Origin of the sequence: Bdellovibrio sp. NC01 (assembly GCF_006874625.1) — a bacterium.
Taxonomy (GTDB): Bacteria; Bdellovibrionota; Bdellovibrionia; order Bdellovibrionales; family Bdellovibrionaceae; genus Bdellovibrio.
Map to the genome: position 1 here is coordinate 1,673,009 of NZ_CP030034.1, position 26,872 is coordinate 1,699,880.

The following is a 26,872-nucleotide window of genomic DNA, read 5'->3' on the forward strand; positions in this document are numbered from 1 at the left end:
TTTACTTAAACTCCACATTTCCAGAATCGAGGTGATACATCGCACGCACGATTTTTACCTCACCAGAGGTGACCGCGTCACGAAGGATTTCTGAGCGTAACAGAAGATCGCGCGCTACACCATCCACATTCGACCAGCCTTCCTCGGAAAGGTTTGGTGATTGAGGAATTCCTTTAAATTTCAAAAGGCGAGCTTTTAAATCGTTCGCAAAGCTCATCATATTGGCACTTTCCATTTGCGCACCTTCTACGACGCGTAAAGCGCTGCCAATGGCGTCACAGGACTCATGGCCTAGGACGACAACAAGATTTGCGCCGTAATTTTGCACAGCGTATTCAATACTGCCGACAACTCCAGCATCTAAAGCCTGACCCGCAGTACGAACCACAGAGATTTCACCTAGCTTTTGGTCAAAAATAACTTCTGGTGGAACACGAGAATCACTGCAAGACAAGATCACAGAGTGAGGATGTTGTTCACTTGCAATACGCGCACGATCTTTTGCTGTCGCGCCATCTTTACGAACTGTTCCACGCATAAAACGAGTGTTTCCGTTACGCAACCAGCCCAAAGCTTTTTCCGCGGGTACTGCGCCCACTTCGCGTTTCGATTTACCGTGGGTTTTTTCGATGTGTTCAGCTGCTTGTGCTACGGCGTTTTTCATCTCTTGCGCTTGTTGTTGCGCTTCTTCTTCATTTGGATTGATAGGTGTCAGACCTTTTGCGTCTGTCGTCGTTGCTTGCGCCGGAGCTTCTTTTGCCTGGCCTGTTTTATCTTTCAACATCACTTTCGTTTCTTGTGATGGATTACGACGTTTTGAGAAGTAGGAACAAGCGGACAAATTGATCAGCGCTAGAATAAGCGCAACACGAATTAACATTGCATCCTCCCTGATGAACATTGACTCTGATATTTTCAAGAGTTCCATCGCATCTGGTCAAATTAAAAAGCAAAAAAACTTTTCTGCCGGGCTCGTGAATTTTAGAATATGCTTTCGTCTGCAAAGAAGGAGTTTTGCGATGTCGCTAGCAGTGTTGAGTCCCGAGCAAATCCAAGCGAAGCTTTTAGAGAAAAAATATCCTGCACAAGAAACTTATTACGCAATGTATAGCACTTGGTGGGGCGGAGTCGTTAAAAACCCTTCTTTGATGATGGTTCCCATTGATGACCACCTCGTGCACAGAGGCGATGGCGTCTTTGAAGCGATCAAAGTTGTCGATGGCCGCGTTTTTTTAATTGATGAGCATCTGGCGCGCCTAGCGAAGTCCGCAGAGCTTTTATCGTTGGCTTTGCCAATGAGCATCGCTGAAATCAAACGCACGTGTCTTGAATTATCAGCCATCAGCGGTCAGCAAAACCTCATCTTGCGTCTTTACATTTCCCGCGGACCAGGTGGATTCACGACGAATCCGTATGAAAGCGTGTCTTCACAAATGTACTTGGTGGCAACGACGCTGAAGCCAATGCCCGCTGAAAAATACGAAGTGGGTGTGGCGTGTGGTAAAAGCGAGATCCCGCCGAAAGACCCATGGTTTGCGCGCATTAAAAGCTGCAACTATTTGCAAAACGTCTTGATGAAAAAAGAAAGTGTCGACCGTAAGCTTGATTTCACGGTCAGCTTCGATGCCCAAGGCAATCTGACAGAGTCGAGCACTGAAAATATCGTTATTCTGGATAAAAATGGCATTCTTGTTCGCCCAACATTGAATCAGATTTTAAAGGGCACAACAATGATGCGCTCTTTTGAATTGGCCGAAGCCCTTGTGAAGTCTGGTGATATCAAAGCCATCGAAGAGCGTAATATCAGCGAGCAAGACATCTATGCTGCTAAAGAAGTGATGATGATCGGAACGACTTTAGACGTCCTGCCGGTTTCAAGTTTTGAAGGTAAAAAAATCGGACCGGGGATTGCGGGGCCGGTTGCGAAAAAGTTGTTAGCTTTATTAAAAGAAGACATTAAAAAAGGACCGACTTCCACAGCGGTTCCTTATTAGTTCGCAGATATTTCAAATAAAAAAAAGCGCCGAGGTCATCGGCGCTTATGCTTTCAGAAGTCTTAAACTTCCAATTGAATTTTATCGAGCAATTCAGGATCGCTAAGAACCGCCTCACCGCCACGAGCAATCGCAACCAGTGGATTTTCAGCGATACGCACTGGCAGGCGCACTTCATTTTGAATGCGCAAGTCGAAATCGCGAATCAAAGCACCACCGCCCGCAAGCACAACGCCTGATTCGATGATGTCTGAAACCAATTCTGGTGGCGTGTGTTCAAGAGCTTTGTGAATCGCATTGATAACTTCACCAATGCAGTTATTCATCGCAAGGCCCACGTCTTCAGAGCTGACTTCGATCGTTTTATTCATACCAGTATCAGCATCGCGACCAGAGATCGTTGCAGAACGAATGTCTTTTTTTGCAACCGCAGTACCGATTGAAACTTTCAAGTACTCAGCTGTTGTTTCGTTGATATGAAGTTTTTTGTATTTCTTAAAGTAATCAATGATCGCATCGTCGATACGGTGACCACCAACGCGTACTGCTTGGCAGTAAACGATATCAGCAAGAGCGATAACTGCAACTTCAGTTGTACCACCGCCCATGTCGATGATCATGCAACCTTCAGCCGCTTTGACATTCAAACCAGAACCGATCGCCGCAGCCATTGGTTCATCGATCAAGAACACTTCTTTTGCGCCCGCCGTTTTGCAAGATTCGATAACTGCTTTTTTCTCTACTTCAGTCACACCGTAAGGCAAAGACACAACCACACGGGGGCGAGAGAATGTGTTTTTCACTCCCGGTTGACTTAAGAAATGTTTCAACATGACTTCAGTTGTTTCGAAGTCAGCGATCACGCCGTCACGAATTGGTTTTTGCGCGAAGATGTTACCAGGGTTGTTTGCGAGTTTTTCCTTCGCATCGTTACCGACAGCGATCACACGTTTTTTGCCTGGGCTTGTTTGTTGGTAAGCAATCAACGAAGGTTCATTCAAAATGATGCCTTTGCCGCGCGCTGCGATCAAAGTGTTCGCAGTGCCCAGGTCAACGTAAAGGTCAGCGGCTGTACCAGCCTCGTCTTTAAAGAGCCAAGAAAACATATTATTTACCGAATCCTTTGCTGCTCTCGAATGGGAAGCTCGCGAAGATAGAGATATATGACCAAGATTTATTTAGATCCAAACCGATCTCGCCACCCAAAGTAACATTGTTCCACTCGTGATAATGAAATTCTGAACCGATTGCTAGGTTTGTTGCCACGAAATTTTCGTCTTTTGTGTTAAGAAATGTGAAAGGGATCGCGAAGTATGGAACAGCAAGACCGTAATCTGTGTCGTACTTTTTGCTCAACAATGGAGCCGCTTGAAGTTGTAGAATGTTGTCATCTTCATTGCGCGCAATGCCTGCGCCCAAACGAATGCCCATTGCTGGTTGCTTATCAACATCTGGAAATGGAACGAACTTAACGCTCGCGAAAGCGTTAAAATCAATCGTGCCACCACCCAAAACCACGCGGGCACTTGTTGAATCGTTCAGTGGAGCATCAAGCAAGAGGTTGAAGTTTCCTCCGCTGTCTTTATCTGTCAGAAGTTGCGGTTCGAAACCAACTTGGTATGAACCCATCGGAACCAGTTCACCTGATTCAGCCATGCTCATAAATGCATGCGCTTGCGAACTTAGAAAAAGACCTAAAACAAAGTATTTAGCAAATTTCATGGAGTAAAACCTTTCACTTCAAAAATGTTAGCGAGTTGCGAATCATTTGACAAGACCTTGATCCAAAGAGACCCTAAAAGGGTGACGAAACTTCCTATTTCTTTAGTGATCATTGCCCTGAATGAAGAAGCGCATATTGAGCGCTGCATTCTTTCCGCTCCTTTTGTAGATGACGTTGTCGTGGTCGATAGTTTTTCGACGGATCGCACCGTTGAAATTGCCGAACGTGCCGGGGCGCGCGTCTTCCAAGAAAAGTGGAAAGGTTTCGGACCACAAAAGGCTTTCGCTGCAAGTCAGGCGAAGAACTCATGGATCATCTCTTTGGATGCGGATGAGGCATTAAGTCCCGAGTTGGGGGCAGAGATCATCCAGAAATTCGCGAATCTTGATCCCGAGGCGGGCTATCTTTTCCCACGTAAATCGTTTCACTTAGGGCGCTGGATTGGCCATGGTGGCTGGTATCCTGACTACCAACTGCGTTTGTTTAATAAAGACAAATCTCAATGGAATTCCGCAGCTTTGCACGAGAAGGTTGAAGTAAAGAGAAAGATCGCGATGCACTGTCCGATGTTGCATTGGGTGTTTGATTCTTTAAGCGACCAAGTCGTGACGAACGATCGTTATTCCACGTTGGGGGCAGAACAATTGCACAAAGCCGGCAAAAAGTTTTCCTACTTTAAGTTATTAACGAAACCGGTTTCAAAGTTTATCGAAACTTATATCGTCAAACGCGGATTCTTGGATGGCATGCCGGGGTTTATTATTTCGGTCGGTGCTTCTTATTCGATTTTCTTAAGGTACGCCAAAATGTGGGAGCTTCAGCGTGTTCGTAAAAAGTCTTCTTAAAGTCTCGTCGTTGCTTATTTTTCTTCCTGCAGTGACTCTGGCAGCTGCGAAGTATCCTCAAGTTGCTGAAGTTCGTGGCAATGTTTTCCTCACAGGGAAAGATGGCAAAAAGCAGGCACTTAAAAAGACGACGCCGTTGATTGAGCGTGCCTTATTTGAAACCACTGAAGGTGCAACAGTTAAAGTGTTGCTTGATGCGGATCGCAGTTTCACAGTTCAAGAAGCTTCTGAAGTTTTACTTCCAACCATCAGTTGGGAGGGCGGGGAAGCGCCCGTGATTCTTTTGAAAAAAGGCGAATTGCGTTGGCAGCAGTTAACGGAAAATAAGCCCACTTATAATGTGGCATTGCGTTCGGACCTGTTTGAGTTCCTAGCTCCGAAGGGTGACTTTATTTTCTCAATCAATCCTGCAAAAGCTTATGCGGGCGTGAAGGTCATCAAAGGTTCAATGGAATTTTCCGCCCTTAACGGTGAAGAGTCTTCGCATGTGAAGGCCGGCCAAGAAGCGGGCTTTCAAGGGATCATCGAATCAGGAGAGATCGCTTACGATATTTTGCTTAAAGGTAAGAAGATCCCACGCGGCAACCTGACTCCGGTTGTATCCATGAGCAAAAAAGATCTGGATGGTTTTTCTGATGAAGCGGCGAAAGCTAAGAGAGCCGCCGCCCAAAGAAAAGCGGATGACCGAAAAGCTGCTGAAGAGGCAAAACGTTCCGGTGCGATTTGTTCGGCTCCATCTGCGAAATTTAATCAGTGCGCTTGGGTGTGTTTGAATAATCCCGCGAAAGAAAAGAAGGCCTGCTTAACGGAAAAAGAGGGCGTTTCTTGCGTCCGTCGCCGTTGCAACGCCAATGGGGTTTGGGCTGAAGAAAGCCCTGTGGATGCGCAAAAAAGCAGCATCCAATGTAAGGCGCAGCCCGTCGTAGCTCCTTGTGATTACTAAATAATCCAAAAATCCCCCGAAAATCATCAGCTTTGCTGATTTTTTGATCTTGCACTTTGGCTGAGGACACTGCTATAACTGCATCTCCCTTTCGGGATTGTGGTGGGTATAGCTCAGTTGGTAGAGCATCGGATTGTGATTCCGAGTGTCGCGGGTTCAAGCCCCGTTACTCACCCCAAATTTTTTATCCAGCCTTCGGCTGACTAAAAAATTTTCTGTCTGCACTCTGACTTCGTCAGAGTAATGTTTTTTCTCTTCATTTAGATCCCATTTAAAAATATGCATTAAAAACGCTCGACGTCGTTTTCTATGTTCTTTCGTTCGCGCTGCGATTTCTGTTAGGCTTTCGATTATGAAAATAGAACCGAAACATCAAGGAAGCTGTCACTGTAAGGCTGTTAAATTTGAAATTGAATTAGCTAACGGAATTGAAGATCCCAAACGTTGCAATTGTTCTTTTTGTCGTCGCAGAGGCACTATCGTCGCTGTCGTTCCCAAAGAAAAATTTAAAATTTTAGAAGGCTCTGAAAAATTGAGTCTTTATGAATTCAACACGCGAACAGCAAAACATTATTTCTGTTCGATCTGTGGAATTCACACTCACAACGTCAGTCGCACAAATCCCAATCAAATTCGCTTCAACGTCGGCTGCCTTGAGGGTGTCGATCCGTTTGAGCTTGGTAACGTGCCGGTATCTGACGGCGCAAATCATCCGGCTGATCGAAAAGGATAATCGCTGAGACTACTAAAACTGTCGCTTGCGAACAGTCTTCGCTTCGACCTCGGAGTCCTTCTTCGCGCGCGACTTTTTCACCGTGGGCCAATTTTGACCCACCCAGTTTACGAGACCTTGCATCGGTATCAAAATACTTCGACCGAGATCTGTCAGTTCGTATTCGACACGGGGAGGGACCTCGGGAAAGACTTCGCGGCTGACAAATCCGTCACGCGCTAGCGATTTTAAAGTCGTTGTTAGCATTCTTTGTGAAATTCCCGGAATACCCTTTTCGATTTCGCTGAAACGGGCGCGTTGGTCGGGGCGTTTAGATAACGAGACGATCAAGAAGATACTCCACTTGTCTCCGACTCTTGATAAAAGATCGCGAACATCTCCCGCGTCCTGACCCGAGCAAACGTCCCAGGGGCGTAAGTCTTTGACTCTAGATGATTTTTTCATGGGTTACCTCCAGCTCAGTGACGGTAATTAAAGTGCCTTATTGGGGATCACAAGCTCTCGTTTTATAATTAACTCTAGCACAGAGTGTAACTTACTAAAAGGAAGTATCATGAAAAATGTTTTAATCATCCAATCCAGTCCCGCCGGAGAAAACTCTAAAACCAGACAATTGATTGAAGCGGTCAAGAATCGTTTCAGCAAAGAATATAAGGAGGTCGAATTTACTGAACGTGACTTGGTGAAAACCAATTTGCCCCACGTTCAATTCGATGACATAGCGACCTTGTTTTCTCACGATGAAAAGTTCCAAAGCCCTTTCAACACGCGATCTATGGAGCTGATCAACGAGCTAAGGAAGGCCGATATCATCGTCATCGGCATGCCCATGCACAATTTCAGCGTGCCTTCAAACTTAAAGGCCTGGATTGATCACACCTCTCGAGCTGGAATCACTTTTACTTACACCGCAGAGGGGCCGCGAGGGACTTTAGGTGGAAAGAAAGCCATTCTAGTGACCTCAGCTGGCGGAGTGTACAGTTCAGGCCCAGCGCAGTCTTTGGATTTCTCCGAGCCATTTGTCAAAACTTGGCTGCGCGTTCTGGGAGTTGAAGACATTCAATCCGTCCGAGTCGAAGGACTGTCCGTTCCCGAACTTGCCGTTAATGCTGTCGCGAACGCAATGAGAGATGTTGAACGGTTGAAGTTGTAAGTGTTGTTACGTCGTAAGTAAGCGGAGCCTGTTCGGATAATGAACAGGCTCATCTTTGATTATTCCCCGAAGTATATCTTCCCAGCGAGCTCTTCTAAATCTCGCGGAGACTTCTGCCAAGTTGCGAACATATCCTTACCAATTCTGTCTGGAACGATATCTTCGATTTCTCTTTCAACCATTTCGATAATATTTTTCGCAACCTCGTCAGGGGGAGTCATCTGCATTGTACTGCCCTTATTCATATCTGTATCAATCGCTCCGGGATTGACGATATGGACAGGAATGTTCTTGGCGCTTAATTCAATTCTGGCTGCTTGTGATATAGAATATAAAGCTGCTTTGGAAGCCGAATAGCCAGCAATGAACGGAAAGTTCACGTAGCTCGCAATAGAAGCTATGTTTACGATTCGGGGTTCTTCATTGTCTGACAGAACTGGCGCGAAAGCTCGCATCATCTCAATGACTGAGAAGAAATTGACCTCCATGTCTTTTCTAAATCCATCAACCTCACCTAAAAACACGCTTCCTGGATTTAGCGTTCCAGCATTGTTGATGAGAATTTGGGTGTCTTGGCACTTTTGAGCTGCTGCCTTGATTTGATCTTTATCAGCAACGTCAAGTTGGATCGAAACGACTCTCGGGTCATCAAATGACGGTAGATTGCCGATATTTCTTGATGTGGCGTAAACTTTTTTTACCTCTTTCGCTAGGCAAGCCTTTACTAATGCTTTGCCAATTCCACGATTTGCCCCTGTGATGAGAACGATTTTGTCTTGAAATTGCATATGTATCTCCTTGAGGTAAGATACCTCAAAGTGATATTAAATTTCTGGCTGCAATCGGACGTGATCATTCAAGATTTTTTCTAAACCCCAACTGTAAAATCCCAAACGTAATTTCAAACACAGCGAAAACTCCGACTATCCATGGAGCTTGAAATCCTAGAAGGTAATACATTTGCCACGTGAAAAAGAGCACGCGAGCTATTCCGTCATAGAGCCCAAAAATCGGGTTATATTGACGAAGGCGCAAAGTCGACCAAACAACAACGACACTTCCCATTAAGTTAGCGAATAGCATGTGCATAGGTAGATATTCTGGAAGTGTGACGAAATATCCTAATCCGTGATGCACCCACTTGAAGGTCCATGGTGTTGCAAACGGAGCTGATACGATGAGGTCATATAATGCGCTGGCTTGTACTATTTTTTTATATCTTTTTGAATCCATGGCATAACTGTAAACCCTCAAGTATACTTTAGACTCAAGAGGAAAATATGAAAATTGGTGACCTAGCGAAAAAAGTCGGATTATCAGTCTCAAGAGTGCGCTATTATGAAACTCTAGGAATCATTCGAGCCAAAAGAGGAGAGTCTAATTACCGTGATTTTCCACCTGAGTCCGAAAGACTTCTGCTTTTGGTGTTACAGGCGAAAGATTTAGGTTTCACTCTTAAAGAAATTCAAACTCTAGCCAGTGCTCTTCAGCAAGGGGCCTTAACTAAAAATAGAGTTCGTTCTGAGCTAACCAAAAAGCTTGATGCGTTGGATGAACGAATTGCCATAATTAAAAAGTTTCAAAAAAACGTTCGCCAAATTCTAGAATCGGCATGTCCATTTGATGTTGAATAAGAAAAAGCCTGATCAGAAACGATCAGGCTTTTTGATTTTCCAAAAGTTTAATTATTTAGTTACGTTATTTTCCCAATCCCAGTTGATTCATATAAGTTTGGTTGTCCCAAAACAGATACTCCTCATCAAAGTTTCCGTCTTTTGTCCAATGAGCAATTGTTGCCATAGGAAGCTTAAACGATTTCCCTGTGGGCTGAATGACTTTTCCATCCGGAGTCGTCATTGGTTTTGTAAACGTGCCTTCCATGATTCCATAAACGGCTGTCCAATCACCTTGGCCAATTTTAATCGGATGTTCCTTAATTCTGGTGTCGGGTGCATAGGTGAACATGTATTTTAAATCGGCAATATGTCTGTCGATTCCTTCTGTGATATGCCCATCCGGCCAGTGTACTTTCACATTTTGCGTGTGACTGCGTTTAAGCTCGTCCCACTTTTGGTTTGAAAACACATTGAAATCGAGATCATCGAAGGTGGCGAGACGTTCTTTCACCTTTTTCTCTAACTGTTCAAAGTCTTTTTGTGATTTGTTCTTTGCCTGAGTAGTTGAGACCGCAATCATAGCGATGAAAACGATCAATGATTTAAAAATCGTAGTTCTCATAAATCCTCCATGATGGTGTTTTCTTTTAGCCGATAAATCATTAATGATATTAGGCGTGTCGCTAAGACACCAAAAGGTGAATTTGCTCTTCCTGCGCAGATACAGGGGATATAATGATAGGGTAACCTAAGTCATATCTTTGTAAATCTTCAGTGCGTTTTTCTAGCTCGATCGTTTTTACTCCGACCAGCCGTGCTCAAGAATTCCAAATAATGCTTTCAGATGAGCCTTTGCATTCGTGACACCAAGTGAACGATGATAAGCATCCAACACAAAGCGCGCGATCGCTTCAGCTTCTGCGCTCGTCAGTTTTTTCTTCGTTTCCTTTTTGATAGCGGCACCCAAAGCCTTTTCGTGGCGTAGCCACATTTGTTTGGAATAGGAATTCAGCTCCGGCGTGCTTTCAATCAGAGTCATGAATTTTTTGAAGTTCTTTTTATGACTTTCAGGAATCTCGTCAAGAAAATGTAGGCCCGCTTCAAGCAGAGCTTTTAAAACAGTCTGGCCTTTTTTGCGCTGAATGACTGCTGCGACCAGTTTTTGTTCAGTTTCAGCATCCTCATCAAATACCAAGGATTCTTTTGTCGGGAAATAATTAAACAAAGTGGGTAGTGACACTTCAGCACGTTCTGCGATTTCTGCCGTTGTGATGTTGGCATATCCGCGTTCTATAAAAAGCTGGGTCGCCATATCCGAGATCGCCTTGCGTGTCTTTTGCTTTTTGAGTTCTCGCAGTCCCATAGTCATACGTCCTTTGCATGCCAAATCGAATAAAAGCTACCTGAATAATTATATACACTAAAATATTTAAGTAACTATAAAAATATTGAAAGGCTCTGTATTATTAGTGTAAGACCACGGGGCTTCGTCAGGTCTATTTAAAAGGAGTCTTTATGAATTCGACAACTCATACACCCATTGCAATCATTGGCGGGGGTCTAGGGGGCTTGGTGCTTGCGCGCGTTCTGCATGTTCATGGTATTCCTGCGGTGGTTTATGAAGCAGAAGCCTCGCCCCATGCGCGCACCCAAGGCGGGATGCTGGATATTCACGTTAACGACGGCCAGCAGGCTTTGAAGGATGCGAAACTCTTTGAGGAGTTTTTAAAACTGATCATGCCCGGTGGCGAAGCGACACGTGTGCTGAGCACCACGGGACAAGTGTTGTATGCTGGTGGGGATGATGGATCGCTTTCGCGCCCTGAAGTAAATCGTGGCGAGCTTCGCAAAATGCTTTTGGATTCTTTACCTGCGGATTCACTTCGCTGGGGTTATAAGCTTTCATCGATCGAGTCTTTAGGGCATGGTCGCCACAAAGTCATATTCACAAACGGGGTTGAAATTACGACAGACCTGCTCATCGGTGCGGATGGTGCGTGGTCGAAAGTTCGGGCTCTGTTATCGAACGCAAAACCGCAATATGTGGGCACGACGTTTGTTGAAACTTATCTTTATAATGCTGACACTCTTTATCCTAAGACCGCGCAAGCGGTGGGGGCGGGATCTTTATTTGCGCTTGTGACAGATAAAGGAATTAATGCTCATCGTGAAGCAAACGGAACTTTGCATGCCTATGTCGCTTTGAAAAAACCAGTAGAGTGGTTTGCAAGTTTTGATCTTGCTAACAAAGCAGATTCATTGGCGCGAATCGCTGACGAGTTTAAAGGTTGGGCGCCGGAGTTAACAGCACTTATTACTGCAAGCGATACGGCTCCTGTGTTTCGTTCGCTGTATGAGTTGCCCATAGGGCACCGCTGGGGGCGCGTCCCGGGAGTCACGTTGCTTGGTGATGCCGCCCATTTAATGGTGCCATCTGGTGACGGTGCAAATCTTGCGATGCATGACGGGGCGGAGTTGGCAAAGGCGATTATTGCTCATCCAGGCGATATGGAGGGGGCACTTGCGGCATATGAAAAAGACATGTTCCTAAGAACTGCAAAGATCGCGGTTGAAGCACGTGAGATATTTAATTTGTGTTATGGCGATAAAGCGCCGCAAAGCCTGGTGGATTTCTTTACCGGGATGAAGTCCTCATCACCAGAGCTGTAAAAAATTCTGGCGCAAGATTTTAGAAAATGAGTTTTTAAAATCTTGTGTTAAAGTGCCTGCGAGCTTGATTTTTAGACCTGGAACTCTTTATCAGAGTTTCTTTCCCGTCCAGGTTGTTGGTGGATCAAGTTATGAAAGAAACCTATCTGATCTAATCAGGAGGTTTCTATGCGTTCTTCTCTTTTATCAATGATCACAATATTGTTTTTTGCAAATGCGGCACAGGCCAATAGTGGCATTGTTTCGCGCTCGCAAACTCATGGGGCTGGAGTTTTGAATGGGGCCTCTTTGTCGATCGCTGTTGATGCAGTGACAGCCGATTACAATTCGACATTTGGTGATACAGTCATTTGCACTTACCAAACGCAAGTAGCAATCAACGGCGTGGCAACGGCACTGTCTATTTATCCAGCGCATGTTGATACGTCGTATTCGCCCTGTGACAAAGAGATGGGAAAAGCCAATGTCGCTCAGTGGAAGAAGTCCTTAACGAAGGAGGATCTTCCATATACTTTTGAACAATCAACACTAGTGACTTACGGAAATTCTGGCACGTGGGAAGAGATGCAGCACTGTTATCAACAGACGGAAGTTGAAACGACTGTGATGCTTGAAGATGGCACGGTCCTGCATGGCACTCACTATCTTCCGCGCATTGAAGTGCCGATGAATATTTGCGAAAAATAAAGTTAAAGCGGTGCCTCGAAACCAATGATATTTCCAAAGGGATCTTTCACTTGCAGAATCGTTCTTTGGATTTCGGGCACCTTTAGTGGGCCACGATAAACGCTGCCACCAAGAGCTTCAATTCTTTGCAGTAGCAAATCAAGGTCATTCACAAGCCAATAGGCGACAGATCCACCTGTAGAAAGGGGAGATTTGTCGTCAGCTTGTGCGATATCAAAATTAATTGCGCCGACTTTGAACGACACAAAATTATCTTGATCTTCGACGGGCTCGATATTGAAAAGCTCTTTATACCAATCGCGACTTTTTTGAATGTTCGTCACGGTGATGCGCACAGTTTGTAAAGAACCAATCTGAAGTTTTTCGCCGTCGATATTTAAATCAATTTCATAAATATCACGAGCCGCTAAAACTTTTGATTCGTGCTTTAAGGGTCTGACATCCGTCAGCTCCCATGAATAGTATCCGGGTTCCCAACGAGTTGCACATGCAGCTAACATGTCGCCCGCCATATAAGGACGAACGTTTTTAATTTTTACCAGCGCCACCGCACGACCTTCAGGATCCTGCTCGCCGGGCTGACGTAAGAAATGCAGGTTTTCAACAATCAATAAATCACCACTGAAGTCAGCAGGTGGCTGCCACGATCTGACTTCAATCGTCTTTTCTCCAGACGCAATCTTAGAACCATTGGGATAAACGATAGAGAGGGCTTTATATTTCATAAGTTGCGATTTCCTGACATACCGAAACGCTAAAGTTAGCAGTTAAAGAATGCAAGCGCATTCTTCTTGCGCTCCCTGCGCTCGGCATTTCATAATTAGAGCTGATATTCATGCTGGAGATATATGAAGAACGGTCTTTTAATTATTTATTCGATGGTTGTGTTGTTTTCTGCGGGCTGTGGTTTGAAAGTGGTGAACCCAGAAGATGAAAAGAATAAAGGCGCTCTTGCTGTTGATTACAGTGGCGGTGGTGTAAAACTTGTCGCAACTTATACTTGTAAGTTGGACTCCATGGGTAATCATTTTTCTGCTCTAGGCAAATCCGAAGATGAAGCCAGCAAAGAAGTTCTTGCTCGTTGCAAAGACCGCACAGCGATTTCTTTTTGCCAGCCTGAAAAAATCAAATGCTTCAAAAACTAAGATCAGACTCTTCGCTAGATGATAGGCCTGATTGCTGCCGTGCATTTACATATTATTTACATATCCGTTGACTCGTCCGTTTTCCGGACATAAATTCAATTTTAAGGGGAGAGAAGCCTTCTTTTCTCCTCTGAAACCGTCAAATTCGTCTTCCAGTGCGGCTGGAGTAGACTTGTAACTTTTCAAAATGCTGAGTTGAGCTAACAACGGAAGGAACAATTGTTCTTTCTGTGGGCATTGCTTTGTGTTTTTGAAGTAAAAGGAGATCGCCATGGGTGCATTTAAAGAAATCTATGATGAAGAAGTTTATCTTCCGGAACAACCATCGAATCAAATAGAGTTTAAAGGTTTGCTTGAGTTGTTTACGGGTTTCAAAGTTTACTCGGCACACGCTGAAGAAAATGAAATCAGCGAAGTCGCTACACCAATTAAACCTCTTTCGAATGACATCGTCATTCGCCTTTAAGGTGTCTTATGGGATTAGCAGCTATTGGTATCGTCGCAGAAGATGTTTCAAAGTCTTTAAAATTTTATGCATTGTTGGGAATTCAATTTAAACAGTTCCAACAAACAGAGCATTTTGATTCGCTTCAAGAATCTGGTGTCAACATCATGCTTGATTCGGCTCATTCCATTAAGCAACTTTATCCGGATTGGAAAAAACCTGTCGGCAGCACGCCGATCGTTCTGTGTTTTGAACAGTCATCCGCAAAAGTCGTTGATGAAGTTGTAGCACACGTAAAAGCAAGCGGCTTTCAAGTCATGAAAGAACCTTGGGATGCCTTCTGGGGGCAGCGTTACGCTTCTGTGCTAGATCCTGATGGAAATCAAATCGACATCTTCGCCAAACTGTAAGAGGTGATTTATGCGACTATTTATTTTTTCAGAAAGACTTGCGCCCGAGTTACGTGAAAAATCTGTTTTACTTCGTAAAGAATTGCCGGATGTTTTAAAAGAAGTGGAAGAACATCCGGCAGAGGTTGCTAACAGTCGTGTTGATGCGATCTTGGCATTGATCGGACTTATTCAGCGCTACAAATGCAATCTTTCAGTCTATCAAGAAGACGGCCTTTGTATCACGGATCAATATTTATAAATTCTGACTATAAAGCGTTCTTCAATTTTGCTTTAAGAAATTTAATAAACACATCAGCCCGCAGCGAAAGCTGCGCGTTCTTATAATAGATCGCGTGGATTTGCTCTTTCTGATCGCTGGTCGCACCTGTTAGAACAGGAACCAAGGCGCCGCTTTCACGATCAGGCCCCGTCATAAAATCACTCAGGCAGGCAAGTCCCAAACCTTGCCGTGCTAAGTGTAGTAACGTTTCGCCACTTGAGGCTGCAAAATCAGGTTTAATTAAGTAACGATTTGAACCGGAATTTTTCAGGGGCCATTGATTTAGCTCTTTAGGATCTGTGAAGCCAATCAATTTGTGATTCTGTAAATCCTCAACCGATTTTGGTGTGCCGTGTTTTTTCAAATACGACGGGCTTGCAAGTACGCGCCGTTTGCTTTGTCCTAAGTGCACGGCATGCAAGGATGAATCGGCAAGATTTCCCAAGCGAATGGCGACATCGATGCGATTTTCTAAAAGATCGATATTGCGTTCGCTGCTAAAAAGCTCCACTTGTACGTTGGGGTAAAGCTGATGGAACTCGGGGATATAGGGCACAACAGAATGCAGAATAAATGGTGATGCGGAATCAACACGCAACACACCCGCCGGAGTATTCTTTGAACCGACAGCTTCTTCGGCCGCTTCAAGGGATTGAATAATTTCACGCGCGCTATTAAGGAATCTTTCGCCTTCACTTGTGAGATCAAGTTTGCGAGTCGTGCGACGTAACAGGGTGACGTCCAGTTTGTTTTCTAAACGCGCCAAAGTGCGACTGATACCTGAGGGAGTTTGATCCAGCTCTTCCGCGGCCGCGGTGATGGATCCCAGATCGACTATGGCAATGAAGGTTTGAAGCTCGTCGAGGGTTGTTTTCATTATTGACTCCAGATCAAATATATTTTGCCTATTCATGTCTAAATACTCAACAACAAAGGTGCTAGATTCAGGGAATAAAAGGAGGCTCATATGCCTTTAGCGATATATGCTCTGATGATTGGAGCATTTGGGATTGGAACGACTGAGTTTGTCATTATGGGACTGTTGCCACAGATGGCAAAAGACTTAGGTGTGACTTTGTCTTCAGCGGGGTTGTTGGTAAGCGGTTACGCTTTGGGTGTAGCGATTGGTGCACCGATTTTGGCTCTGTTATCTGCACGCTGGCCACGCAAACGTTCGCTGATTATTTTGATGGGGATTTTTACTTTAGGAAATCTGATTTGTGCTCTAGCACCTAATTATTCGGTGTTGATGGTGGCACGCGTGCTGACCTCATTTGCGCACGGAACTTTCTTTGGTATTGGTTCTGTTCTGGCGACCAGCTTGGTGAAGCCCAATCAAAAAGCAACTGCGATTGCGTTGATGTTTACAGGTTTGACGTTAGCAAACGTTCTGGGTGTGCCGTTTGGAACGTGGTTAGGTCAGAATTACGGATGGCATGCGACGTTTTGGGCGGTCACGGCTGTAGGCCCATTAGCGATGGCAGCATTGATTTTCTTCGTACCTAAAGCGACAGAAAATGCACAACCAAGCAGCATGGCTCATGAAATGAAAGTCATTTTGAAGCCGCAGGTACTAGTCAGTTTGTTATTAACTGTGATTGGTTTTGCGGGTGTGTTTACAGTCTTTACCTATATCGCGCCGATCTTGACTCAGATTTCTGGATTTTCAGAAGCCGCAGTGTCGCCAATATTATTGCTCTTCGGTGCGGGACTTATTGTGGGAAATATCGTCGGCGGCAAGTGGGCTGATAAAAATCTCAATGGTTCACTGGTGGGCTCGTTAATTGGCTTGTCTGTCGTGCTTCTTGGTTTTGGTTTTTTTATGGGCTTTAAAATTGCGGCACTTATCTTAGTTGCACTTTTAGGATTTACTGGTTTTGCGACGGTACCACCACTGCAAATGCGGGCGCTGGCGCATGCGGCGGAAGCTCCGACATTAGCGTCGGCACTGAATATCGCGGCCTTTAATTTAGGAAATGCGATTGGTGCATGGGTTGGTGGCGTTGCGATTGATCACGGAAATTTATTAACAACGACATGGACAGGCTTAGGCATCGCTGTTCTTGCGACGATTGTTGCATTCATGAGTTCGAAATTTTCAGATGCAAAAGAGCTTAACGACATTGATCGTAGTCTTTTAACACATTGATTTAAAATGTCTGCTGCTCGCGAAGTGTGAGCAGCAGAAAATCTTCTTATTTACGAGTCGCCGTAAAAGTTCCCATCAATTTACCATCCTCCAGATACGCAGAGCCGCGAAGAACAGGCTCGGCTTTCAGAGTCGCGGCGCGAATATAATCTTCGCCGTGAATTTCTGCAACATAACGGACCTTGTAGGGTTCGCCACCTTCATTGACTAAAATCGTAAATTCTAATTCGCAGCTGAGGTTTGCTTCTGAACAAACAGCTTGCCCCTCAAGAGGTGATTCAAAGACCCCTGGGACGACAATATTGCCAGAGATCGCACCAGTGAAATTACGAAGAGCTATAGGGCTTGCTCCCTGTAAATTCATTTCGTCGTGAAATAATCTCTGCCCAATCTGCATTTCAACCGCATAGTGGCCATCAAGAATTCCGTCAGCCGCGTGGGCGGCTAAGCTTGAAAATAAAATCGTTAAAAATAAGAAGTGCTTTTTCATTTCATTCCTCCATTGAAGATTTCTTAACCTTTCTATCCTTTGAAGCATTAGCAAAATAGTGAAAAAACGGGGATGTCTTGTTCCTTGTGGTGACAGCTTTGGATATGTTCCAAACGGTCACATGATAAAGACAACACATCACTTTTATAGAGTCTCAATCCATGGCACATCGTGGGGCAGGAGGTGCTCTTGCTTCAGCATCGCTCTATTCGCAAATATAAAAAAGATCCTGTCGAGGAAGATAAACTACAACGTATTCTGACGGCGGCAACGCGGGCATCAAGCTCTGGCAATATGCAGGCCTATTCGATCATTGTCACAAGTGATGCTGATATTAAAGAAGCCTTGTACAAGCCACACTTTGAGCAAAGCATGGTGATCGAGGCACCGTTGTTATTAACGTTCTGTGCGGACTTTCACCGAATGCGCGAGTGGTTAAAGATTTCAGATGCACCGATGAATTTCGATAACTTCATGAGCTTTATGATTGCTTCGATTGACGCGATCTTAGCTTCACAAAATGCGGCATTGGCGGCAGAGGCAGAAGGTTTAGGGATTTGTTACATGGGGACGACACTTGCAAGTTGTGCTGAAATTGGAGAGATCTTAGGTTGTCCTAAAAATGTGGTACCAGTCGTCGGTTTTTCTTTGGGATATCCAGATGAATCTCCTGTGTTGCGAGATCGTCTTCCGTTAGAGTCCATTGTTCATCGTGAACGTTATAATGATTTTTCAGAGACGCGTTTAAAAGACAGTTATCGCGAAAAAGAGATCGCGGGCATGAAACGTTATTTGAGTGATCCAGAGCTTGCAAAACGTGTTACCGAAAGTGGTGTAGAAAATCTCGCACAGCTTTACACCATCATGAAGTACACCCGTGAATCGCATTTGCAATATTCGCAAACCGTGCTTTCGTACTTAGAACAACAAGGCTTCATGGAAAACATATAACATTAGAGGAATAGGCAATGTAAAAGGCTCGATTTCAGATCGAGCCTTTTTTATTTCTTCTGGCGATGCCAGGCTTCGTAATTTTTAGGAATCTCAAGAGTCTTTAGCTTTTCCCAGGCATCCATGGCTTGCGCGCGCGTCGCGTTCTTTTCGTTGGCCAAAAAATCCGTAATAAAATTATTAAAACGAGTGGAGGGAATACGCGGCAGACGTTCATCGCCTTCATTCAACTTTACGAACTGCTGAACCAAGTCGCCGTAGGTTATTTTTCGTCCTTTCGCCATTTCATCTTCACGCCAACGATTCAGCCAATATCGCGCCCCCGATTTTTGCTTCATCTTCGGAGCAATCGTCAAAGCCTCGCGCTCAAGAAAGCTTTTTGTTTCTTTATTGCTTATGTAATTCATGATCGGAAGTTTTAAAGTCAGGCCTTTTTCAAGATCTGTTTTTTCCGACATGCTTACTTTTTTGGTAGGGGCGTTCGCAACCTTTCCACTTTTAAGAAAGGCGATAATTAATTTCTCAAGTTGATCCTTGCGGGTCTTTGCGGTCACCGAGATTCCCAAAGACTTAGCGAAATCTCTTAAATCCGTAGCGTAAAAATAACCATTTTCAAATTCTGTGACCGACATTTTTCGACGAAGCTTCTTTGTCATAATATAAGGATAGGATAGATCTGTAATCGAGAGAAGTGAAATAGAAGTCTTGCATTTAACAAAATCCTGTAAATACTGAGTGCCAGCACGATGTCGTGTCTCTACAATGAATTATGGCGATCCGTTTTAACACCCAACTTGCGCGTAAAATCCTTATTTGGGGTTCCTCAATCGTTCTTGTGTTTTTTGTCGCGACTCTTGTTTGGGGGGTGAGTGACTATCACGGTAAAACGGATGCCCTGTTGATCGGTATGTCACTGGCTTTTATCGTGCTTGCGGGCTGGCAGTTGATCAAAGGTCTGCGGCTAAATAAAGAGCTTGTACTAAACCCAGAGTTTTTCGAAGTTCAAGATGGCCGCGTACAGCGTTCTTATGCTTACACGGACATCGTGGCCCTTGAATCAGATGTGGTAAACGTCAATTTTACAATCCGTCTGAATGATGGTTTCTCTTTTTTTATCGATTACGATTTGCGCCTAGAACAAGACTCTTTATCCGCAGAATATCGCGAACTCTTCTATAAGCATGGAGAGCTCACTCGGTATCAGAGTTTGCGCTTCCTCAAAGACTTCTTTCAGACAAAAACGGGACTGACTTTGTAAGTTCCGCACTTTTTGTACTTATTCATGGCGGAATATTAACTAATGGAAACATGAATACGCATATATAGTCTCTGCAACGTCAGGAAAAACAATGCCATTATGTCAGTTTCTAAAAGAACAGCGTCAGAAGAGTTGCTTAACTCAGCAAGAGGCTGCAGACCTATTAGGCGATTACAAGTCACAATTTATTTCGAGTGTAGAGCTGGGGCGCCGTAAGCCATCCATCAAACTTTTGAAACGCATGGCATGTGTTTACGATGTTTGTGAGACAGAAATGTTCAATAGATACGTCGAAGAGGCTGAAGAGCAGGCCGTGAAGAAAGCCACGGATCGCTGGAATCATAAAGAAGAGCTTGAAATTCCTGTTTTTGGTCTGCTAGCACTGGCTCTTCAATTTTAGATCCCATGTCAGCTAAAACCTGCCCGACGAGTCGAGGCGCCGAGCAGGCAGGGACAATTAAAAAATATTATTCAAAGTGCGGATAGATCAAAATTCTAAACGCGATCAAAAGGACGATGATTACTCCAAGGATGATAATCCCGCGTGCGTCTTTACTGCCTTCTGGTGGCGCCGTTTTAGAAGAGTTTTTTGTTTGTTGTTCCATATAAAAATAAATCCAATCCCTTCGCTTTGTGCGAAAGACAAATCGTTAAATAACTCATTTGAAAAATGCAGTGTTAAACGACGGGCGCGGGTGGCGCGCGTGGATCAGACCAAGTTGGATTGAAAAGACCGCGATAAAGATAAAGAACAGGATCGCGATAAGCGTAATCAGCTGAAGGGCATTCTAGCGTTACTTCTTTTACGAAGGTATAGTCGGCTTGATGACGTTCAGATGGTTTTGAAAAACGAAGAGAACTGATGCTTTCAAATGAAAGCGAAGAAGTTGCCGTAAGGGTCTGTGCTTTAAGCGTATCACTGCGAATTCCCGCAATGTCGAACTGCGGGAAGCCTGCAAAGAAAATAAACGCTAATATAAAAGGCACAAATAGATGCTTCACTGTACTTGGTAGTCTATCTGATATTCCAGGAAGCATCTACTTTTTAAAATGGCGCCAGGCGGCTTACAGGCCTCATACTGTTGAACATCCTCTTTAATCAAAGCAAAATAGAGTTTTGAAGCAGAGGTCTTATGATCAACAAGGTCGCAGTATTTCTTCCTGGAACTTTATGTGATGAACGACTTTTTGCCGCCCAGGTCCGTTTGTTTTCTCAAGCTATCGTCGTGGATTTAAGGCATTCTGATAGCGTCGATCAAATGATAGAGGCGGTGGGCGCAGTCAATGTTGCAAAATTCGTATTGTTGGGATTTTCCATGGGCGGGTATATCGCTCAGGAGTTTGCACTGAAGTATCCCGAGCGGGTAGAAAAGTTGATTGTGATGGGATCTTCAAGTGAAGGTTATCCAGAAGAAGAAAAACGTATTGTTGAATCGTCCATTGAAATTATTAAAAAAGGCAAGTTCACGGGGATCACGGACAAAAGATTGAAAGAATATCTTTATCCTTCTTCTTACGAAAACACTGAGCTTCGACAAGTTATTCACGACATGGCAGGACCTGATGCGAAAGAAGTGTACCTGCGCCAATTGCGCGCCACTTTGGATCGCCGTGAGCTTAAACATGAAATGAATCATTTGTCTCTACCAGCACTATTCGTTGGTGGGGCTGATGATAAGATCGTGCCGTTTACGTCGATTGAAAGATCTGCTAACGTAGTTCCTAAGGGTCAACTTGCGAAAATTTCAGAATGTGGTCACTTCATTCCGCTGGAGCAGCCCGAGGCTCTTAATAAGAGCATCACGGATTTTTTGAATAACAAGTGACGGGAATTTTTTATGAAGCATTTGTCGTCGGTTATTTGTGGCATCGTTTTGTTAATCTCTGGTGAAGCGACTTTTGCCGCGGATGGAAAATCCGATCCAATGATTATTCACCCGGGTGAAGTTCGTTTTCTCAAAATTCATTCTGAAGTGAAAAACGCGAAGCTTTTCTGTCGTAATCAGGAAGTTCGCGCATACAACGACGGCAAGAATGAATATGTTGCCTATATCTCTGAAAGTTATTTTTCAGAACTCAAACCCTTTGAATGTCTATTAAAGGACGGTGAGAAGGAGTTGGAAAAAGTATCTTTTAAAGTTGAAGCCAAACAATACCAAATCGAAACCTTAAAAGTTCCTCCGCGTTTGGTGAAGCTGTCTGCGAAAGATCAAATTCGTGTCGATGCGGAAACAAAAATGCTGAAAGAGCTTTATGAAAATTCCAATGCGAAGCCGTACTTCACAGAAGTCTTTAAGCAACCGTTGAAGAGCGTTATCACAAGTCCCTATGGTATCAAGCGAGTTTTTAACGGTGATACGAACGGACAGCATCTTGGTTATGATTTTCGCGCAGGTATTGGCAAAAAAATATCTGTTTCTAATACTGGAAAAGTTGTATTTGCTGGCGAACTTTTCCGCTCTGGCAATATCGTCATCGTCGATCATGGCTTGGGAATATTCACCCAGTATCACCATCTTTCAAAAATTCTAGTGAAGAAAGATCAAGAAGTTAAACAAGGACAAATCATCGCACTTGCGGGTAACACGGGCAGAGTGTCGGGACCTCATCTTCATTGGGGTGTAAATGTCCAAGGTGAAGCAGTCGACGGATTTAGTTTAGTCCAGGCTTCCGAATCTGAATTTACTCACTAAACCAAGGAGTCTTGTTCTAAGAACGTAGGCCCTGTCAGAATATGTCGAAAATGTCTCGAAAAGAGCAGTTTCACTCCCTAAAAGCGCGTCTTTTTCTTAAGGGATCCCCTCTGAAAACCGATAATTAGATACCGGAACGTGCGAGGGGTAGGATGCCTGTATTTACTTATATTCTCACTGCATTAATTTTCCTTTCTCAAGCTGTGTTCGCTTCTCCAGCGACGCTTGAATATCAAGGGCGTATTTTAAAATCTGACGGCACTCCTTTAGAGTACGGTAACGTTTCGTTTCTTTTTCAAATTACAGACCCCGCTGGTAGTTGCATCATTTATCAAGAACTCCGTTCCGGTTATAGCATGGTGAATTCGCGCGGTATTTTTGATGTGCCGATCGGCTCAGGAACCGTGCAATATCCTTTAAGCGGTGGAACTTCGATTCTTGATATCTTCGACAACTCTGCAAACTTCTATTGTGGTTCTTGTTCAAGTTCTGGCAGTTCGTATACGTGTTCTGCAACGACGACTCAGTATGCGCCTGTTGTTTCTGATGGTCGTTTGTTGCGCGTATCTTTTTACGATGGCAGTGGTTGGAAAACAATTTCACCAGATAACGTGATTCGTTCAGTTCCTTATTCTGGTTTCGCTATGACGGCGCAAAAATTAGGAACAAATGTCGCGAGTGATTTCTTGCTTAAAGCTGGGTTGCCAACATGTTCTGCCGGTACATTCTTGTCATGGAATGGTTCAAGCTTATCTTGTGCGGGTGTATCAGGTTCAAGTGGTGGTACGGTTACTAACGTTGTTTCAAGCAACGCTTATTTAAGTATCGTGAATGGAGCAACGACTCCGACATTAACAGTAAACGTTGGAACAACAGCGAATACAGTGGCTGCCGGTAACGACACACGTATTGTGAATGCAATTCAAACGGGTGCTTCAGCAGGCGGCGATTTGTCTGGAACTCTGCCTTCCCCAACGGTCGCAAAAATTCAGGGTGTTGCAGTTAGTACAACGGCTCCAGCATCTGGCAACGTACTAAAATACAGCGGCAGTAACTGGGCACCGACGGCTCTTGCAACCAGTGATGTGTCAGGTCTTGATACTGCGTTAAGTGGTAAGATCAGTGCTTCGCAAATTTCAGGAAGCTGTGCTGCGAATCAAACTCTTGTGTTTCTTTCACCGACAAGCACTTGGACTTGTACGAATATTTCTTTAAACGATTCGCAGATCACTTATGCCTCTCGTTCTGCTAATCAATTTTTAGCGTCACCTGATAATGCAAGTGGTGCTCCGACTTTCCGTGCGATGACTTCTGCCGACTTGCCAGCGGGTACCCTGTCAGGTGCGGGAACTGCGGGATATGTCCCGTATTATAATGCAAGCTCAACACTTACAAATTCAATGCTGTATTATGATGGTTCAAACTTGGGTCTTAACACTTCATCGCCAGCAGCTAAAGTTCATGTCGTTGATGAAGGCACGGGAGTCGTTTTATTCGATAACTATTCTTCAGTGGCATCAACAAATCCTGCGTTGATTGGTCGTAAAGCAGGTGGCACGAAGGCAAGTCCGACGGCTGTGACAAATGCGCAAACATTGATGTTCATTGGTGCTCGCGGTTATACAGGTACGGCTTTCAGTTCGGCTTCAAAAGCTTCATTGATGATGTCAGCTGCTGAAAACTGGAGTGATACTGCCCAAGGGACGAAGGTTGGCATTTTCACAACGACAAACGGTGGAACAACGTCGGCGGAACGCGTGCGAATTGAAAACAACGGTTATGTCGGTATCGGGACGACTACTCCTACTTCACAACTTGAAGTCCGTGGTGGTCTTGCTGTTTCAAATTCAAATGCGTCGGTAGCCATTGCTTTGAAGCCTGAAGATCCAACGAGCACTTATACAAATACGGCGGATGAACGTTGGTTTCAATTGATGACGACAACGATCGGGACCGACATCAATTACAAATTCTCGTGGAGAAATGCTGACGGCAGTTCGCGTTCAGACGTCATGAACTTTTTAAAGGACGGCACCGTAAATTTCCTGAACAAAGTTGGTATTAACACCAATACTCCACGCGTGACTGTAGATATGGCGAATGCGACGGATGCATTGGGTTTGCCGACGGGGACAACAGCTCAACGTCCGACGACTTTGAACATTGGTATGATCCGTTGGAACAAAGACAATGTCGCTGCAGAAATTTACAATGGCACGGCGTGGGTCAGCCTTGGCACTTATTCCGGCACTGGTGCCTATTCGAACGTATCAACCATCACGGGTTCAAGTAGTGGTTTGTCAGTTTCTGCGGGTGGTACAAATCAAGATCTGACTTTATCTGGAACAGGGACGGGGGTTGTTAAAACAGGCTCGGTCATGACCGTGACAAATTCAACGGCTTCGACAGGTTATAATAACGGTGCTCTTGTAGTCAGTGGTGGTGTCGGCGTCAATGGCAATATCAATGCGAGTGGTAACATCGCGACATCGGGTGCTGTTAGTGGTAGTACACTTTATGCGCCACAAATTTATGGTGGCACAACAGCTTCACAAAATATTTCTATTGATTCAACTTCCCATGCAACCAAAGGAAGTATTTTACTCGCTTCCAGTGGTGGCAATGTGGGCGTTGGTACGGCGACTCCGAATGCGTTGCTAGCGCTCAATTCCACGGACGCTAATGCAACGGGACCTTACTCGATCATTGCACAAACGGGTGTGACAAATAATGTTTACGTGAATGGTTTAGCAAATATCACAAGCACAACGACGACGGCGAATTCCGTTTATGGTTCTTTAAACTATGTGACTTTTGCTCCTTCAGCGAACTCATCAGCAGAAGGTTCAGCGAGTCAAAGTGAAGTCGTCGTACCGGCAACTTCTAATGTTACGCTTTCGAATTATCTTTATGGCGGTCAAGCCAAGACTGTAAATTTGGGCAGCGGTAATATCACTGGCGGCATGCAGGCGATGTACACGTACGCCGCCAATGCGGGTACAGGAACAGTTGCAAATTTAATGGGGGCTGCTGCAAATGCCGGTAACTTCTCGACAGGCACTGTGAGCAACCTCTATGGCTTAAGAATTACGACCAACAATTTAGCTGGCGGTACAGTGACGAATGCATATGGTCTGTACGTCGGTGGTCTTGGGGCTGGTGGCGGTACATATACAAACACACCTTATGATATTTACGCTTCGGACTCAGGCGCGAATAATTATTTTGCTGGTAAAACGGGAATAGGCACGGCGGCTCCGCTGAATAAGTTAGATGTTAGTGGTGGAGTTGTCATCGGCTCAGGTTATGCCGGAGTAAAAACAGCGCCGACGAATGGTTTGGCTGTTCAAGGTCCTGTCTATGTCAATCAGTCGGCGGCTTATACGACAAACACTATGACGACTCCGATATTTCAAGTGTCAAATGTGGGCGATTCGAATGCAGGGTTTAATACATTTAGCAATGCGGGATCTGGTTTTCAAAGTCGCATCTTGCTGAATCGTTCTCGCGGTTCGACTGTCGGTGATTTCACAGCGACGCAAAGTGGTGATGGTCTTGGCAGTATTCACTTTGGGGGATCTGATGGCGCGGGACTTTTCACAGCGGCTGTGATTTCGGGCCTTGTGGATAATACCGTTGCAACGGGCGTTGTTCCGGGACGTCTGACATTCCAAACAGTGAATTCCTCAGGAACATTGATGGAGCGTATGCGTATTGATTCAAGTGGTAACGTTGGTATTGGTACGACGGCTCCGCCAACGAAGTTAGCGATTGTCCCTAGCGTTTATACCGCAGCCGTAGATGGTGTTCAGTTCATGAGTTCTGATAACTCTATTCACAGTATCATTCAGCCGATTAAGGTTGCGAATGGCGCGATGAATTTGTATTTGGGTGCAAACACTTATGCGAGTACGAGCGGAACGGGCTTGCCGCAATTTAGCAATGCCGTAGCTTCTGCGGGTATCAATATCAGATCCGATAGTGGTGCACTTCATTTCATTACGGGTCCTGTCGGAAGTACGCCAACAGTGCAGATGGTATTTAATTCGAGTGGTAATTTAGGTATCGGTACGAGTGGTCCGGGATATCGCTTGGAAGTTCAAGGTGGTGACATTTATACGGGCGGATACTTCCGTTCGCCCAATGGAACAATTCAAACTTCTGATATTCGTTTTAAAAAGAACATCGCGCCGATTGAAAATGCCTTGGATAAGATCTTATCTCTGCGTGGTGTGACTTACGATTGGCGCCAAGAAGAATTCCCCGATAAGAACTTTAGCGATAGACATCAAATCGGTGTGATTGCGCAAGAGGTGGAAACTAAATTCCCTGAAGCCGTCGCCGTTGATAAACAAGGTTATAAGTCAGTGAACTACGCAGTTCTTGTTGCGCCGTTGATCAATGCAGTCAAAGAGCTTTATGCGAAAATGACAGGTCATGATGAACAGATCGCCAATGTGACTCGCAGATTAGCGAGCATTGAGGAAAGTAAAAAGACAGATAAAGCTGAAATTGATTCTTTGAAAAAAGAAAACGCAGCACTGAAGGCATATCTGTGCGCAAAAGATCCGAAAGCTCCAATCTGTCGTTAACTATCGCGTTCGCGGCGCGCTGGTTAACAAAGTTTAAGAGTAATCACTCTGAATTGCGCTCACTCTTACCTGATCCTGACGGAAATCAAACAAACTTTTGGGAGTTCTTCAGT

General features: G+C 44.6%; 33 protein-coding genes and 1 tRNA gene. 20 read left to right on the forward strand and 14 right to left on the reverse strand.

The window, feature by feature from the left end; genetic code table 11:
* Position 1: 1 nt before the first annotated feature.
* Positions 2-880 (reverse strand): carbonic anhydrase, encoded by an 879-nt coding sequence (locus DOE51_RS08005; protein WP_168196410.1) that lies wholly within the window; start codon positions 878-880, stop codon positions 2-4.
* A gap of 139 nt (positions 881-1,019) precedes the next feature.
* On the opposite strand from DOE51_RS08005, the gene DOE51_RS08010 reads away from it, so the two are divergent.
* Entirely contained in the window at positions 1,020-1,994 is a 975-nt protein-coding gene (locus DOE51_RS08010; RefSeq protein WP_142696021.1) for an aminotransferase class IV, read from the forward strand.
* A 62-nt stretch (positions 1,995-2,056) separates the two neighbouring features.
* On the opposite strand, the gene DOE51_RS08015 is transcribed toward DOE51_RS08010, so the two are convergent.
* Complete coding sequence (locus DOE51_RS08015) at positions 2,057-3,100, reverse strand: rod shape-determining protein (protein ID WP_142696022.1); 1,044 nt, start codon at positions 3,098-3,100, stop codon at positions 2,057-2,059.
* A gap of 1 nt (position 3,101) precedes the next feature.
* On the reverse strand, positions 3,102-3,716 hold the full coding sequence (locus DOE51_RS08020; RefSeq protein ID WP_142696023.1) for a hypothetical protein: 615 nt from the start codon (positions 3,714-3,716) through the stop codon (positions 3,102-3,104).
* An 81-nt stretch (positions 3,717-3,797) separates the two neighbouring features.
* On the opposite strand from DOE51_RS08020, the gene DOE51_RS08025 reads away from it, so the two are divergent.
* From DOE51_RS08025 to DOE51_RS08040, 4 genes are all read left to right on the forward strand, one after another.
* Positions 3,798-4,562: a glycosyltransferase family 2 protein gene (locus DOE51_RS08025; RefSeq protein WP_246845490.1), complete on the forward strand. Its 765-nt coding sequence runs from the start codon at positions 3,798-3,800 to the stop codon at positions 4,560-4,562.
* The gene (locus tag DOE51_RS08030) at positions 4,540-5,505 is read left to right on the forward strand and encodes a hypothetical protein (RefSeq protein WP_142696025.1); all 966 of its coding nucleotides are present in this window, start codon (positions 4,540-4,542) and stop codon (positions 5,503-5,505) included. Before DOE51_RS08025 ends, DOE51_RS08030 begins: the two co-directional genes overlap by 23 nt.
* A 102-nt stretch (positions 5,506-5,607) precedes the next feature.
* A tRNA-His gene (locus tag DOE51_RS08035) sits at positions 5,608-5,683 on the forward strand.
* Positions 5,684-5,857: 174 nt separating this feature from the next.
* A complete protein-coding gene (locus DOE51_RS08040; RefSeq protein WP_142696026.1) occupies positions 5,858-6,238 on the forward strand; it encodes a GFA family protein in 381 nt (126 codons plus the stop codon).
* A 12-nt stretch (positions 6,239-6,250) separates the two neighbouring features.
* On the opposite strand, the gene DOE51_RS08045 is transcribed toward DOE51_RS08040, so the two are convergent.
* Complete coding sequence (locus DOE51_RS08045) at positions 6,251-6,682, reverse strand: helix-turn-helix domain-containing protein (protein WP_142696027.1); 432 nt, start codon at positions 6,680-6,682, stop codon at positions 6,251-6,253.
* Positions 6,683-6,791: 109 nt separating this feature from the next.
* Here DOE51_RS08045 and DOE51_RS08050 point away from each other — a divergent pair, with 109 nt between their 5' ends.
* A complete protein-coding gene (locus DOE51_RS08050) occupies positions 6,792-7,391 on the forward strand; it encodes an FMN-dependent NADH-azoreductase (protein ID WP_142696028.1) in 600 nt (199 codons plus the stop codon).
* Between the two features lie 59 nt (positions 7,392-7,450).
* Here the strand turns inward: DOE51_RS08050 and DOE51_RS08055 are convergent, their stop codons facing one another.
* Entirely contained in the window at positions 7,451-8,179 is a 729-nt protein-coding gene (locus DOE51_RS08055; RefSeq protein WP_142696029.1) for an SDR family oxidoreductase, read from the reverse strand.
* A gap of 64 nt (positions 8,180-8,243) precedes the next feature.
* Positions 8,244-8,624 (reverse strand): hypothetical protein, encoded by a 381-nt coding sequence (locus DOE51_RS08060; protein WP_142696030.1) that lies wholly within the window; start codon positions 8,622-8,624, stop codon positions 8,244-8,246.
* Positions 8,625-8,671: 47 nt separating this feature from the next.
* Here DOE51_RS08060 and DOE51_RS08065 point away from each other — a divergent pair, with 47 nt between their 5' ends.
* A complete protein-coding gene (locus tag DOE51_RS08065; RefSeq protein WP_142696031.1) occupies positions 8,672-9,025 on the forward strand; it encodes a MerR family transcriptional regulator in 354 nt (117 codons plus the stop codon).
* A gap of 64 nt (positions 9,026-9,089) precedes the next feature.
* Here the strand turns inward: DOE51_RS08065 and DOE51_RS08070 are convergent, their stop codons facing one another.
* Positions 9,090-9,629, reverse strand: a complete 540-nt coding sequence (locus DOE51_RS08070; RefSeq protein ID WP_142696032.1) for an ester cyclase — start codon at positions 9,627-9,629, stop codon at positions 9,090-9,092.
* 177 nt (positions 9,630-9,806) lie between these two features.
* Entirely contained in the window at positions 9,807-10,376 is a 570-nt protein-coding gene (locus tag DOE51_RS08075) for a TetR/AcrR family transcriptional regulator (protein WP_210415576.1), read from the reverse strand.
* A gap of 146 nt (positions 10,377-10,522) precedes the next feature.
* On the opposite strand from DOE51_RS08075, the gene DOE51_RS08080 reads away from it, so the two are divergent.
* Both DOE51_RS08080 and DOE51_RS08085 read left to right on the forward strand, forming a co-directional pair.
* On the forward strand, positions 10,523-11,677 hold the full coding sequence (locus DOE51_RS08080) for an NAD(P)/FAD-dependent oxidoreductase (RefSeq protein WP_142696033.1): 1,155 nt from the start codon (positions 10,523-10,525) through the stop codon (positions 11,675-11,677).
* Positions 11,678-11,845: 168 nt separating this feature from the next.
* Positions 11,846-12,364 carry a hypothetical protein gene (locus DOE51_RS08085; protein ID WP_142696034.1) on the forward strand — a complete coding sequence of 173 codons (519 nt, stop codon included), beginning with the start codon at positions 11,846-11,848 and terminating at the stop codon, positions 12,362-12,364.
* 2 nt (positions 12,365-12,366) lie between these two features.
* On the opposite strand, the gene DOE51_RS08090 is transcribed toward DOE51_RS08085, so the two are convergent.
* Entirely contained in the window at positions 12,367-13,089 is a 723-nt protein-coding gene (locus DOE51_RS08090) for a VOC family protein (RefSeq protein ID WP_142696035.1), read from the reverse strand.
* A 123-nt stretch (positions 13,090-13,212) separates the two neighbouring features.
* On the opposite strand from DOE51_RS08090, the gene DOE51_RS08095 reads away from it, so the two are divergent.
* From DOE51_RS08095 to DOE51_RS08110, 4 genes are all read left to right on the forward strand, one after another.
* The gene (locus DOE51_RS08095; RefSeq protein ID WP_246845492.1) at positions 13,213-13,509 is read left to right on the forward strand and encodes a hypothetical protein; all 297 of its coding nucleotides are present in this window, start codon (positions 13,213-13,215) and stop codon (positions 13,507-13,509) included.
* Positions 13,510-13,780: 271 nt separating this feature from the next.
* A complete protein-coding gene (locus DOE51_RS08100; RefSeq protein ID WP_142696036.1) occupies positions 13,781-13,975 on the forward strand; it encodes a hypothetical protein in 195 nt (64 codons plus the stop codon).
* An 8-nt stretch (positions 13,976-13,983) separates the two neighbouring features.
* A complete protein-coding gene (locus DOE51_RS08105) occupies positions 13,984-14,364 on the forward strand; it encodes a VOC family protein (RefSeq protein WP_142696037.1) in 381 nt (126 codons plus the stop codon).
* Positions 14,365-14,374: 10 nt separating this feature from the next.
* Positions 14,375-14,605, forward strand: a complete 231-nt coding sequence (locus tag DOE51_RS08110; protein ID WP_142696038.1) for a hypothetical protein — start codon at positions 14,375-14,377, stop codon at positions 14,603-14,605.
* 7 nt (positions 14,606-14,612) lie between these two features.
* Here the strand turns inward: DOE51_RS08110 and DOE51_RS08115 are convergent, their stop codons facing one another.
* The gene (locus DOE51_RS08115) at positions 14,613-15,503 is read right to left on the reverse strand and encodes a LysR family transcriptional regulator (RefSeq protein ID WP_142696039.1); all 891 of its coding nucleotides are present in this window, start codon (positions 15,501-15,503) and stop codon (positions 14,613-14,615) included.
* Positions 15,504-15,593: 90 nt separating this feature from the next.
* On the opposite strand from DOE51_RS08115, the gene DOE51_RS08120 reads away from it, so the two are divergent.
* Entirely contained in the window at positions 15,594-16,775 is a 1,182-nt protein-coding gene (locus DOE51_RS08120) for an MFS transporter (protein WP_142696040.1), read from the forward strand.
* A 46-nt stretch (positions 16,776-16,821) separates the two neighbouring features.
* On the opposite strand, the gene DOE51_RS08125 is transcribed toward DOE51_RS08120, so the two are convergent.
* Positions 16,822-17,265 (reverse strand): hypothetical protein, encoded by a 444-nt coding sequence (locus DOE51_RS08125; RefSeq protein ID WP_142696041.1) that lies wholly within the window; start codon positions 17,263-17,265, stop codon positions 16,822-16,824.
* Between the two features lie 183 nt (positions 17,266-17,448).
* On the opposite strand from DOE51_RS08125, the gene DOE51_RS08130 reads away from it, so the two are divergent.
* Positions 17,449-18,216, forward strand: coding sequence for a nitroreductase family protein (locus DOE51_RS08130; protein WP_371726596.1), 768 nt, complete (start codon positions 17,449-17,451; stop codon positions 18,214-18,216).
* A gap of 50 nt (positions 18,217-18,266) precedes the next feature.
* Here DOE51_RS08130 and DOE51_RS08135 read toward each other — a convergent pair whose 3' ends face one another.
* Positions 18,267-18,872 (reverse strand): SAP domain-containing protein, encoded by a 606-nt coding sequence (locus tag DOE51_RS08135; RefSeq protein ID WP_142696043.1) that lies wholly within the window; start codon positions 18,870-18,872, stop codon positions 18,267-18,269.
* 113 nt (positions 18,873-18,985) lie between these two features.
* Between DOE51_RS08135 and DOE51_RS08140 the strand changes: the two genes are divergently transcribed.
* Both DOE51_RS08140 and DOE51_RS08145 read left to right on the forward strand, forming a co-directional pair.
* Complete coding sequence (locus DOE51_RS08140) at positions 18,986-19,474, forward strand: hypothetical protein (RefSeq protein WP_142696044.1); 489 nt, start codon at positions 18,986-18,988, stop codon at positions 19,472-19,474.
* A gap of 91 nt (positions 19,475-19,565) precedes the next feature.
* Entirely contained in the window at positions 19,566-19,874 is a 309-nt protein-coding gene (locus tag DOE51_RS08145) for a helix-turn-helix transcriptional regulator (RefSeq protein WP_142696045.1), read from the forward strand.
* A 67-nt stretch (positions 19,875-19,941) separates the two neighbouring features.
* Here DOE51_RS08145 and DOE51_RS19155 read toward each other — a convergent pair whose 3' ends face one another.
* A complete protein-coding gene (locus tag DOE51_RS19155) occupies positions 19,942-20,079 on the reverse strand; it encodes a hypothetical protein (protein WP_168196411.1) in 138 nt (45 codons plus the stop codon).
* Positions 20,080-20,152: 73 nt separating this feature from the next.
* The gene (locus tag DOE51_RS08150; protein WP_210415578.1) at positions 20,153-20,461 is read right to left on the reverse strand and encodes a hypothetical protein; all 309 of its coding nucleotides are present in this window, start codon (positions 20,459-20,461) and stop codon (positions 20,153-20,155) included.
* A gap of 146 nt (positions 20,462-20,607) precedes the next feature.
* Here DOE51_RS08150 and DOE51_RS08155 point away from each other — a divergent pair, with 146 nt between their 5' ends.
* From DOE51_RS08155 to DOE51_RS08165, 3 genes are all read left to right on the forward strand, one after another.
* Positions 20,608-21,300 carry an alpha/beta fold hydrolase gene (locus DOE51_RS08155; RefSeq protein WP_142696047.1) on the forward strand — a complete coding sequence of 231 codons (693 nt, stop codon included), beginning with the start codon at positions 20,608-20,610 and terminating at the stop codon, positions 21,298-21,300.
* 12 nt (positions 21,301-21,312) lie between these two features.
* Positions 21,313-22,167, forward strand: coding sequence for a M23 family metallopeptidase (locus DOE51_RS08160; protein ID WP_142696048.1), 855 nt, complete (start codon positions 21,313-21,315; stop codon positions 22,165-22,167).
* A 152-nt stretch (positions 22,168-22,319) separates the two neighbouring features.
* Positions 22,320-26,759: a tail fiber domain-containing protein gene (locus DOE51_RS08165; protein WP_142696049.1), complete on the forward strand. Its 4,440-nt coding sequence runs from the start codon at positions 22,320-22,322 to the stop codon at positions 26,757-26,759.
* Positions 26,760-26,872 lie beyond the last annotated feature (113 nt).